Source organism: Salinivirga sp. (assembly GCF_035268865.1).
Taxonomy (GTDB): Bacteria; Bacteroidota; Bacteroidia; order Bacteroidales; family Salinivirgaceae; genus Salinivirga.
The window spans coordinates 1-11,778 of sequence record NZ_DATFKB010000114.1 but is presented as its reverse complement, the minus strand read 5'-3'; the positions used below and the strand labels follow the sequence as shown (position 1 = coordinate 11,778).

At 38.5% G+C, this 11,778-nt stretch carries 11 protein-coding genes; 7 read left to right on the top strand and 4 right to left on the bottom strand.

From position 1 onward, the window contains the following. The 3 genes from VJ937_RS07150 to VJ937_RS07140 all read right to left on the bottom strand — a co-directional run. On the bottom strand, window positions 1-1,460 hold a 1,460-nt coding region (locus VJ937_RS07150; RefSeq protein WP_324066213.1), incomplete at its 3' end, for a GLUG motif-containing protein. Window positions 1,461-1,708: 248 nt separating this feature from the next. Continuing rightward, window positions 1,709-2,623, bottom strand: a complete 915-nt coding sequence (locus VJ937_RS07145) for a glutaminase (protein WP_324066212.1) — start codon at window positions 2,621-2,623, stop codon at window positions 1,709-1,711. Window positions 2,624-2,634: 11 nt separating this feature from the next. Next, complete coding sequence (locus VJ937_RS07140) at window positions 2,635-3,978, bottom strand: DUF5103 domain-containing protein (RefSeq protein ID WP_324066211.1); 1,344 nt, start codon at window positions 3,976-3,978, stop codon at window positions 2,635-2,637. Window positions 3,979-4,124: 146 nt separating this feature from the next. Between VJ937_RS07140 and VJ937_RS07135 the strand changes: the two genes are divergently transcribed. From VJ937_RS07135 to VJ937_RS07105, 7 genes are all read left to right on the top strand, one after another. Next, a complete protein-coding gene (locus VJ937_RS07135; RefSeq protein ID WP_324066210.1) occupies window positions 4,125-5,471 on the top strand; it encodes a Na(+)-translocating NADH-quinone reductase subunit A in 1,347 nt (448 codons plus the stop codon). Window positions 5,472-5,563: 92 nt separating this feature from the next. Next, window positions 5,564-6,715, top strand: a complete 1,152-nt coding sequence (locus VJ937_RS07130; protein WP_324066209.1) for an NADH:ubiquinone reductase (Na(+)-transporting) subunit B — start codon at window positions 5,564-5,566, stop codon at window positions 6,713-6,715. Between the two features lie 12 nt (window positions 6,716-6,727). Next, window positions 6,728-7,450, top strand: coding sequence for an NADH:ubiquinone reductase (Na(+)-transporting) subunit C (gene nqrC / locus VJ937_RS07125; protein ID WP_324066208.1), 723 nt, complete (start codon window positions 6,728-6,730; stop codon window positions 7,448-7,450). Window positions 7,451-7,456: 6 nt separating this feature from the next. After that, entirely contained in the window at window positions 7,457-8,110 is a 654-nt protein-coding gene (locus VJ937_RS07120; RefSeq protein WP_324066207.1) for an NADH:ubiquinone reductase (Na(+)-transporting) subunit D, read from the top strand. A gap of 19 nt (window positions 8,111-8,129) precedes the next feature. Beyond that, window positions 8,130-8,747, top strand: a complete 618-nt coding sequence (gene nqrE, locus VJ937_RS07115) for an NADH:ubiquinone reductase (Na(+)-transporting) subunit E (protein ID WP_324066206.1) — start codon at window positions 8,130-8,132, stop codon at window positions 8,745-8,747. Window positions 8,748-8,767: 20 nt separating this feature from the next. Beyond that, window positions 8,768-10,030 (top strand): NADH:ubiquinone reductase (Na(+)-transporting) subunit F, encoded by a 1,263-nt coding sequence (nqrF, locus tag VJ937_RS07110; RefSeq protein WP_324066205.1) that lies wholly within the window; start codon window positions 8,768-8,770, stop codon window positions 10,028-10,030. Between the two features lie 95 nt (window positions 10,031-10,125). Beyond that, window positions 10,126-10,617 (top strand): dihydrofolate reductase, encoded by a 492-nt coding sequence (locus tag VJ937_RS07105; RefSeq protein WP_324066204.1) that lies wholly within the window; start codon window positions 10,126-10,128, stop codon window positions 10,615-10,617. Window positions 10,618-10,690: 73 nt separating this feature from the next. Here the strand turns inward: VJ937_RS07105 and VJ937_RS07100 are convergent. Then, a partial coding sequence (locus tag VJ937_RS07100) for a T9SS type A sorting domain-containing protein (protein ID WP_324066203.1) occupies window positions 10,691-11,778 on the bottom strand: 1,088 nt, incomplete at its 5' end.

Below are 11,778 nucleotides of genomic sequence, written 5' to 3'. Positions count from 1 at the left end.
GCATTTCCGTTATGGTCTAATGCATATACCGTTATTTCAGCTGTTTCTGCTGAAATAATAGTCCCCGGTGCAGGACTTTGCTCAAAAGTAAATTCTGTAGCACAATTATCGGTAACTTCAATACTATTTTCTCGATAATCTGCCACTTCAATATCACAATCACCGTTTGCAGCAATGTTAATATCAGGTAAAGATGAAGTAATAACCGGTGCCTCTAAATCTTCTGCAGCCACATCAATAGAATATATTCCAGTGTTTCCGAATTCGTCTGTCACATAAAATTTAACTTCAGCAACTGTAGTAAATGGTGTTCCTGCAGGTGGGTATTGTTCAATAATTATATCTTCATCGGCAGTAATATTATCGCTTGCTATTACCTGATCTGTATAATCTGAAAGCGTTGCTTCGCAATTACTTGAAGGCTCTATTATATTTTCAGGTAGAGAAGTTATTTCAGGAGCTTGTTTGTCACCAATTAAAGATAAATGCGGATAACCATTGTTTATTTCAGGTGTTATATCCCAATGATCATCGGTTCCATTTTCAGTCTCTCCGACAAAGTCCCATCCTTCATCTGCATATAAAGCCATTGCAGTCATTTCAGAGGTATTAGATGGAATACCTCCACTACTATTTAAATTTCCTGAAGAGACTGTATCCCAGAAACTATAATATTCTATTCCCCCTGTTCCAATCAAGCCACCAGCCGTACTTTCTCCTGTGCTATAACTATTAATCACTTCTGCATGGTTATTGCCGACTAAACCAGCTCCATAATGAATTGCATATACACTTCCACGCGCATAGCAATTTGAAATTAAGCTATGATTCACACCGACTAAACCACCTCCAATTTGGTTACTTGAAGTTACATCAGCCTCTGAATAACTAAATTCAAGTGTATCTTTGCAATTTCCAATTAATCCTCCTGCAGCAGAATAGTCGGCAGGTGTGACACTGGTTACAGTACCGGTAGAAAAACAATAAGAGACTGAACCAGCTGGTAAATATCCAATCAAACCACCAACATTCACTGCACCAGTGATATTTACATTGCTCAAACCAACCGAATCTATTTGGCCCTCGTTTACACGGCCAAAAAATCCGATATTACCAACTGCGCCCCTGTTAATAGTAAGATTTAAAATTACATAGCCACCACCATTATACGAACCAGAAAACTCTTTATCATTATTTCCTATTGGTGAAAAACCTGCACCATCGTCCCATGTTTCCGTTGTGGATGCATCAATATTTGCAACCTGCTCATAATGTAATTCCCACAGTGTGGTATCCTGTGATAACCAGTATAAGTTATCGAGCGATTCAATTTGATAAGGATTAGCTTCTGAGCCATCTCCTAAAGTTGGCGGTGTTGCTGTTTGTGCCATAGAAACGTAGGCACATAAAATCATCATTTTAAGGCCCAGAATAAGCCTCAGGGTAATTCCTGTCTTCATAACAAAGTGTTTTTTAAAAAATTAATAAAAATTAAAGCTTCAAAAGAAGCTTATTTAAATGAAATAAAGAAATCTTTTTTGTTTAGGATTTGTTAATATCAGTTACTTCGTTTTGCTTATTCAGCACAAGTATGAGTAGTTCAATTGGTTATAATTAAAAAAATAAAAAAACATATAGTACCAATAACACATGTTGTTAATTATCGTGCTATAAACCCGAAAAAAATAATTTTTCTTTTTTCACTATACTAAAAAACCGATACCCCTGTTTTTGTGGTAAAAAGCTCCAAAGCCTTTATACCTGCGAGCGAATTGCCTTTAGCATTTAATCCCGGACTCCATACTGCTACAGCCAGTTTGCCAGGAATAACAGCAGCAATTCCCCCACCTACGCCGCTTTTACCCGGCAACCCAACCCTAAAGGCAAAATCCCCTGCTTCGTCGTACGATCCGCAGGTGGTCATCATGGCATTTAACCTTTTCGACTGACTTAGCGTCAAAATCCGATGCTCATCTTGAGGATTTACTCCTCCATTGGCTAAGAAAAGGAAAGATTTGGCAAGTTCCCGGGTATTCATTTCAATTGAGCAATGGCAAAAATAAAGATTAAGCACCTCCTCAATATCATGTTTAATATTCTGATGGCTTTTTAAAAAATTAGCCAGCGCTGCATTTCTAAACCCATTGGCCCTTTCTGATTCGGAAATTTGCTTATTAAAACTAATATTTTCTCCGCCTGACAAATGCTGAATGGCCTCTAATAATTTATTACGTGGATTGGTGGCAATATCAAAAAGCATATCGGTAATAACCAAAGCACCAGCATTGATAAATGGATTGCGGGGTATTCCGTTTTCTTTTTCTAACTGAATTAATGAATTGAAGGGATTACCTGAAGGTTCACGACCAACCCTTGACCAGATTCTATCCTGAAGTTCACGAAAAGCCAAAGCAAAAGTAAAAACCTTGGAAATACTCTGAATACTGAATTTCACATTTGTATCGCCTGTATGAAATTCAGCCCCATCTATTGTAATTACCGACATGGCAAACTGATTAATATCAACCTTAGCCAGTGCAGGAATATAATCAGCAACCTTCCCTTTTGTGACAAGTGGCTTAACCTCTTCAGTTATTGATTCCAATATTTGTTGATAATCCATTCCATATAAAATTAAAAAGTTGTTCGTAGGGTTTTAAACCCGACTACTTTTGCATACCCTTTATATAAATCTTTGTGATACACATAGATCAAATAATCATTATTTGTTTGCCATTTATCTCCCTCAACATAGCTAAAATCGGGTGCATTATCTTTATGTCTTTCCAACACCACATATTGATAATCGTAATAGCCTTGTTTCAGTTTAAGTCGCAATTCGTATTGTTTCTTTCGGGGATTGTAACTCATGACATTGCGTGAAGAAAACGTATAGTTGGTTAGTTCACCAAAAACAAATACCTGCCCGGTTAAAATAGGCGTTTCCACATCAAGTGTAAAATACACATTTACATAATCAGCATCCAGATTTGGAGTCATGCTGTTACTTTTATCAATATAAAACATACCATTTAAATCCTGATGATGCTCATATTGTAAATAACGCCGGGGTTTGTCCATGCGCAGCTTTACATGATAATCATAATTAATTCTTTCGATACTTTCTACCATTATAGCTTCATAACTTAGATCTTTTGTCAGAAATGTACGATATTCATTTCCGGCTTTGAAAACATTGGCGGGTCTGCTTTCATAAACAAGCTGTTCACCTTTTATAAATAGCGGTTTATAGTTTTCATGAGCCTTATGCCAGTTATTGTTTGGCAGCACTTTCACTTCTATCTCAGTGTAAGGATCATTTACCTGTAAGTCCCTCATATAAACTGAAAAGGGTATTTTATGACTTGTACTGCCATAATTTTCAGACATAGCTCTTCGAACCTCTCCTTCAACTATGGTTTTTTGCTCATAAGCAACAAACCTTCTGGTAAACAATAAATTTTCCTTATTGCCATCGTATACACTAATCAAATAGTTCCCTGAAATTTTGAACTGAATATCATCATTTGGAATTAGCAATTCATAATGTGTATAAGGTTCAATAGCACTATACGATGATTCATAATTTCTGATTTCATTTTCTTCAAATCCTGTTGCATACTCAGTAAATATGGCATCACGCTCTGTCCAGTCACTGTTCATATGTTCAATCGTATAATAATAAGTATTGCTTTCAGGGCTTAACTCATCAAATGTCAGTTTCAATTGTTGACCTGAATTAAGTTTCAAGACGGGATAACTTAACTCCCACCCCGGATTTGTTAGTTTTACACTGCGAATATCGGGGTGAAACACAAAATTTGAATTGTGTACATACTTATTTTCAATATTATTTAACAAACTTGAATCTGGCCTAATACTTTGAGCCAAAGCTGACTGAAATCCAGAAAAGAGAAATGCAAAAATTAACAAGAAACACAAACGTAAATTTCTATTAGAATTTAATGAACAAACCATAAGTAGCGATGTTTAAACGTTTTAAAAGTCAAAATTGATTTATATCATACTATTTCAATATGTATATCAATCAAAAATTACACATCATTAAATTACAAAAATATTACCTTTGTACACATTAGCTATAAATTAAATGGAAAAACGACATGTCAAAAGTTGTTAAAATTAAAAAAGGGCTTGATATTCCCTTAAAAGGAGAAGCCCCAAAAGAACTAAGAGACATGCCTGAGACCGGAAGGTTTGCTATTAAGCCACCAGACTTCAAAGGACTTGATCTCAAGCTTAAGGCCAAGCAGGATACTGAAGTAAAAGCAGGCGATGTGGTCATGTTCGACAAAAAGAACAATGATATTGTGCTTGTTGCTCCTGTTGGAGGAAAAGTGGTTGATGTAAACCGTGGTGAAAGAAGGCGGATTTTGGAAGTGGTTATAGAAACCAGTGATCCAAGAGAAGTAATAAAGCACCAAACAAAAAAGCTGGAAGAATACACACATGATGAGATTATTCAGCTTTTACTTGAATCCGGTTTATGGCCTTACATTGAAATGAGACCATATGGCATCGTGGCCAATCCAGAAGACAAACCACGCGACGTATTTATTTCTTCTTTTGAAACAGGCCCACTGGCACCAGATCTTGACTTTGCCATGGCCAATGAAAAAGATGATTTTTTCAATGGCATAAAAATTCTTTCTAAACTTACAGATGGTGAGGTTTTCCTGGGACTGAAAGCTGGTAATCCGGGTTTTTTTGAAGAGACGCCCGGTGTGCAAAAAACATATTTTTCAGGCCCCCACCCTGCAGGTAATGTAGGTATACAAATTCACCACACCAAACCTTTGGCAAAAGGTGAAAAAGTATGGACAGTGCATCCTCAAAACGTAGCCATGATTGGTAAACTCTTCGAAAAAGGAGAAGTAAATTTTGAGCGCGTAGTGGCATTAACTGGTTCGCATGCCCCTAAAAGAGGGTATTGCAAAGCACGCATAGGTACAGAATTACTACCATGTTTAAAAGAAAGCGGTACAAGTGAAAAACTTCGTTATATCAGCGGAAACCCGCTTACAGGCCTGCAAATTCTAAGAACCGGTTTTCTTGGGTTTTACGATTCGCAAGTCACTGTTATTCCGGAAGGTGATGAGTATGAATTTTTTGGATGGGCAGCACCCAGATTTAACCAATTCTCTGCCAGCAAAGCTTATTTCTCCTGGTTAATGCCCGGGAAAAAGTACGAAATATCAGCCAATTTACATGGCGACGAACGTGCTTTTGTTGTAACTGGTGAGTATGAAAAGGTTTTCCCTATGGATGTTATGCCAGTACAATTACTCAAAGCCATCATGATAGAAGACATTGATGAGATGGAACAACTAGGGATCTTTGAAGTTGTAGAAGAAGATATGGCCCTGTGTGAATATGTATGTACATCGAAAATAGAAGTACAAAACATTTTGCGCAAAGGTATTGACCTTATGATAAAAGAAACAATGTAGTGAATTTGAATAGTTGTCGATAATTTATATTATTGAAAGCTAGTGTACGAACTTATGGAAAAACCAGAGTAAGTACTTTAAAAATTAACAGAATGAAACCACTAAGAAGATTTTTAGATAAAATCAAACCTCAATTCGAGAAGGGAGGCCGATTTGAAAAGCTCCACTCTGTTTTTGACGGATTTGAAACATTTTTATACGTACCAAATACTACATCCAAAAATGGCGTGCACATACATGATGTGATAGACCTAAAACGGACCATGGGTACGGTAGTACTGGCACTAATACCAGCACTACTTTTTGGTATGTATAACGCAGGATACCAGCATTTTGAATCAGTCGGAGCACTTGCAGATCAAGGCTTTTTCGATATTTTCTGGTTCGGTTTTCTAAAAGTTCTGCCCATAGTAATTGTATCCTATGTGGTTGGACTTGGAATTGAATTTATTTTCGCACAAGTTAGAGGGCACCAAATCAATGAAGGCTTTTTGGTTTCCGGAATGCTTATCCCCCTTGTAATGCCCGTAACAGTGCCTTTATGGATGGTAGCTGTTTCCACAGCATTTGCTGTTATTATTGGAAAAGAAGTATTTGGGGGAACCGGAATGAATATTTTTAACCCCGCTTTAATGGCCCGTGCATTTCTATTCTTTGCATATCCGAGTTATATGTCAGGAGACCAGGTTTGGATTGCCGAAAAAGCAGATGCCTTCTCAGGTGCAACACCACTTGCATTGGGGGCATTAGGAGAACCACAAGCCCATTCAGCCATGGACATGTTAATCGGTTTTATTCCAGGGTCAATTGGTGAAACATCAGTTATTGCTATATTATTAGGTGCGTTTATTTTACTTTTTACAGGTATTGGAAGCTGGCGTATTATGCTATCTGCGACCATAGGAGGTGCTGTTATGGGACTTCTGCTTAATACTTTTGCAGTGAATCCATTTATGGAAATTCCCTGGTGGCAACACCTAATTATGGGTGGATTTGCTTTTGGTATTGTATTTATGGCTACAGATCCTGTATCGGCATCGCAAACGACAAAAGGAAAATACATTTACGGATTCTTAATTGGCTTCCTGGCTATTCTTATCAGGGTGGTTAATCCGGCCTACCCGGAAGGTGTTATGCTTGCCATCCTGTTTATGAATGTTTTTGCACCACTCATTGATTACTATGTGGTACAAGGCAATATTAAGAAACGTATGAAAAGAGCTAATGTAAGTGCCAACGCTTAAACTTAGATACACATGAATACGCAAAGTAATACATATACATTTCTTTATGCTGCGATTATGGTTGTGGTTGTAGCTGCACTTTTATCTTTTGCAGCGATGTCACTCAAACCAATGCAGGATAAAAACGTGGAGGTAGAGAAGAAAAAGAGCATTCTAAGCTCTGTAAGCCTTGGACTTGATGCCGATGAGCAGGAAAACAAAAACAGCTACATCGAAAGTTTGTATGATAAATACATCGTTGATAGCTATGTTGTAAATTCCAAAGGCGAAAAAGTAAAAGGAGAAGCCTTCACCGTTGATTTGAAAAAAGAGCTTGATAAACCTGTTGAATCACGCAAATTACCAGTTTTTGTAAGTAAACAGGACGATGGAACAAAGAACTTTATCATACCTGTAAGGGGAAAAGGTCTATGGGGCCCAATTTGGGGCTATGTGGCACTCAAAAATGATTATAATACAATTGTAGGAGCCAGTTTTGACCATAAAAGCGAAACTCCCGGTCTAGGAGCAGAAATTAACACCACTGAATTTGAACAGCAATTTGTTGGAAAAAAGCTTTTTAATAAAGACAATGAATTTGTATCAGTCGATGTGGTTAAAGGTGGAGCTCCTGATGATGATCCGCATGCTGTAGATGCCATTTCTGGAGGTACAATTACCAGTAATGGATTGGACGCTATGCTGGAAGATAATCTGGGAAGCTATGTAACTTATTTTAAACAACATCAAAAATAAAGAACAATGAGCGATAGAGAACCTCTATTTTCACCCAAAAACAGACGCCTAATAACCAATCCACTTGGACAGGACAATCCGATTACTGTACAGGTGCTTGGTATCTGTTCGGCGCTCGCTGTTACAGTGAAACTCAAACCATCAGTGGTTATGGCACTCTCTGTAGTTGCTGTAATGGCTGCAGCAAACGTCATAATATCTTTACTTCGTAAAACAGTACCAAACCGCATACGAATCATCGTGCAGCTTGTGGTAATTGCTGCTTTAGTAATTCTGGTAGACCAGGTACTTAAAGCATTCGTTTACGACGTTAGCAAGCAATTATCAGTATTCGTAGGACTTATTATTACGAACTGTATTATTATGGGAAGGCTTGAAGCTTTTGCATTAGGCAACAAAGTATGGCCCTCATTTTTAGATGGTATAGGAAATGCTGCCGGATATGGTGTAATTCTAGTAGTAGTAGGTTTTGTACGTGAGCTCTTTGGCTCAGGTACACTATGGGGTTATCAGGTAATTCCAGATAGTTGGTATGCCGAAGCCGGAGGTGTTTATGTGAACAACGGAATGTTTATATTACCCCCAATGGCCCTTATTACAGTTGGAATTATCATCTGGATACAACGAAGCAGAAACAAAGACTTGATTGACGTAAGTTAAACACTGAAAATCAGCTGAAATGGAAAATTTATTAGACATATTTGTAAAGTCAATATTTATAGACAACATGATCTTCGCTTACTTCCTGGGTATGTGTTCGTACCTGGCCGTATCGAAGACTGTTAAGACCTCAATGGGACTTGGACTGGCTGTAGTATTTGTATTAGGTATAACCGTACCGGTGAACTACCTGATTGAAAACTACCTGCTTCAGGAAGGCGCACTGACATGGCTCTCTCCCAGCCTCGCTGATGTGGACCTGGGCTTTCTGAGTTTTATCATTTTTATTGCAGTTATTGCCTCTATGGTACAGCTGGTAGAAATGGTAATAGATAAGTTTGCACCCACGCTATATGCCTCACTTGGTATATTCTTGCCACTAATTGCAGTGAACTGTTCTATACTGGGTGGTTCATTATTCATGCAGGAACGAGCATACAATAATATTGCTGAGGCTTCAGTTTTCGGACTTGGATCAGGTGTTGGATGGTTACTTGCTATCGTGGGAATTGCAGCAATACGTGAAAAAATCAGATACTCTAATGTTCCAGCACCCTTGCGAGGACTCGGTATTACCTTTATAATAACAGGTTTAATGGGTATCGCCTTTATGAGTTTTATGGGAATTAAATTATAATCAGATAAAAAGCGACAAACATGATTTGGTTAACATCAAATATAACAGTTATAGAAATAAGCGTTGCTGTCTTCCTGATCATCATCATGATGCTTGTGTCGATTTTGCTATTTGCCAAGAAGAAACTAACGCCTCAGGGTAAGGTCGAAATCGATATTAACGATGGCGAAAAAGAGTTTGAGACAGATCCAGGCGGCACCCTGCTATCGACATTGAGCAGCAATGGGTTATTCCTGCCCTCTGCCTGCGGTGGTGGTGGAACATGCGGAATGTGTAAATGCCAGGTTGAGTCAGGTGCAGGGACCATCTTACCTACAGAAACCGGGTTCTTTACGCGTAAAGAAATTCAGGATAATTGGCGTCTGGGCTGCCAGATTAAAGTTAAAGATGATATAAAGATGCACGTGCCGAAAGAGGTAATGGGCATTAAAAAATGGGAATGCGAAGTTGTTTCCAATAAAAACGTGGCTACATTTATTAAAGAGTTTGTGGTTAAACTGCCTGAAGGTGAAAACCTCGATTTCAAGAGTGGTGGTTATATTCAAATTGATGTGCCTAAAGTTGAGGTAGATTTTGCCAAAGACGTTGAAGTGGAAGAACCATTCCGCGAAGATTGGGAAAAAATGGGACTTTTCGACCTGAAAATGAAAAATCCCGAACCGCAATTCCGAGCATACTCAATGGCAAACCACCCGGCAGAAGGCAATATCGTGATGCTCAATATTCGTATTGCCACACCTCCATTTGACCGTGTGAAAGGTCAGTTTAAAAATGTTAACCCCGGGGTTTGCTCATCTTACATTTTTTCGCTTAAACCGGGAGATAAAATCACCATTAGTGGGCCCTACGGAGAATTTTTCCTGAAAGACACACAAAGAGAAATGATGTTCATTGGCGGTGGTGCTGGAATGGCGCCAATGCGCTCACACCTGTTCCACTTGTTTAAAACAGTTAAAACCGACCGTAAAGTTACTTTCTGGTATGGAGCTCGTTCAAAAAAGGAGGTATTCTACGCAGAAGAGTTTAGAAAAATTGAAAAGAATTTTCCCAATTTCGATTTTACCATTGCGCTTTCAGAGCCTCTGCCAGAGGATAACTGGGATGGCGATACCGGATTTATTCACCAGGTGATTTATGACAATTATCTGTCGAAACACGATGAACCCGAAGAACTCGAATATTATCTCTGCGGTCCTCCCATGATGAACGATGCTGCAACAAAAATGCTAATCGATTTAGGTGTGCCGCAAGAAAATATTGCATACGACGATTTTGGAGGCTAATTTTAATATTTATAAGAAAGCCGGTTTCTGATGAACCGGTTTTTTTTTGATTCAAACTTTTTCATTGATTATCTTGCAATAGCAAATAAATTCACATGAAAGTATCTTTAATAGCTGCCATGAGCCAAAACCTGGTTATTGGTAAAAATGGAGAAGTGCCCTGGAACCTGCCAGATGATCTTAAATGGCTAAAAGAACGTATTGAGGGCCATTATTTGTTAATGGGCCGAAAAACATTTGAAGAACCACAACAAGAGCTTAAGAATAATAAAACCATAGTTGTTACAAGCAAAAAGAACTATAACACTCAATCGGCTCAAGTAGCCCACAGCATAAAAGAAGGTATACAAAAAGCGGAAACCTTAGATGAAAAAGAGCTGATGGTGGTAGGTGGTGGCAAAATATACGAAGCAGCCCTTCCCTATGCAGACAGACTTTATTTAACGCAGATAAATGCAGAAATCGATGGTGATACTTTTTTCCCTTCCTACAATTTAAATGACTGGAACATAATCTACAGTCATTATCATCCAAAAGATTCGTATCACGCTTTTGATTTTGAATTCCAGATTTTAGAAAAAGTCTGAGAGGTAACTAATTTTAAGCAAAAAAAGGGGAACCCCCATGGGTCCCCACTTTTCCAATTCACTAAAAAGTCTACTATTTACTAATTATTAACCGCTTTATTCCCAATGTTTTTTCATTATGTAATCGAATGAAATACAATCCGCTTCCGGCATCTTTAAGATTAATGGTGCTTTCATTTATGATTTGAGTTGAATGCACAACTTTGCCCATAGCATTTAAAACATCTAATATGAAAGTACCATCGACCCTGATGAGGAAAACCCCTTTATTAGGATTCGGATAAATTTCAATATTTTCAACTGAAAGTTCACTAAGACCAAGCATATCCACATTTACAGTTTTTGGTCCATCAGTAATTTCAACGGTCCCCTCTGCATCGGGGTATCCCTGAAGGCTAACCGTATAATTATGCGTACCCACTGTCATTTGTGCTGCTGCATCGCCATTTTGATTTGTACTCATCGTTCCCGCCGGGCATGTTACTGTAGCCCCCTCCATTGGAACGCCATCGGCTGTTACATGGAAAGTTACCATGTAAGTTAATGGGAAAGGTGCCATAACTTCGATAGCTAAATCTTCTCCTGCAACTGTGAACGAGTCTTCAAAAGAAGACATATCATCCAGGGTTACAACAAAATCATAAGTACCATCAGACAATGAAATTGATGCCTCGCCAGAAGCATCGGTGATCAATGTATCATCTGCCACAAAAATCTCAGCTCCCTGAATAGGACCTGAACTGTCTGTTACACTGAATGTAACAGTGCGGGCTTCACTCACACACGAAAATTCAGCAACCCACCCGGATTGGGTAACATATCCGTCAGATTCAAATACAAAAGTAAGTGCGCCTGAGGTATTTGAAGCAGTTATAATCTCAGCCGGATTATTGTCACAAAAAGTGCCTATGAGCGGTGCATTGGTATCTTCTCCATCATAAACAGTAAGTTCATCATAACAGTCGAGGCCACTCATATCTTCTACAGAAAAATCAATGAAGTTAAATTGCAACATATTACCTGTTTCTGCCGGGAAAAATGTCATGCTGTAATTTGCACCATCTGAATAATTCTCTTCTGCTCCTCCATCATCATAAAACATACCATTACAGGCAGTAGCTGTTCCGTCGCCCATTATATAAACACTCAGCACTTCTACGG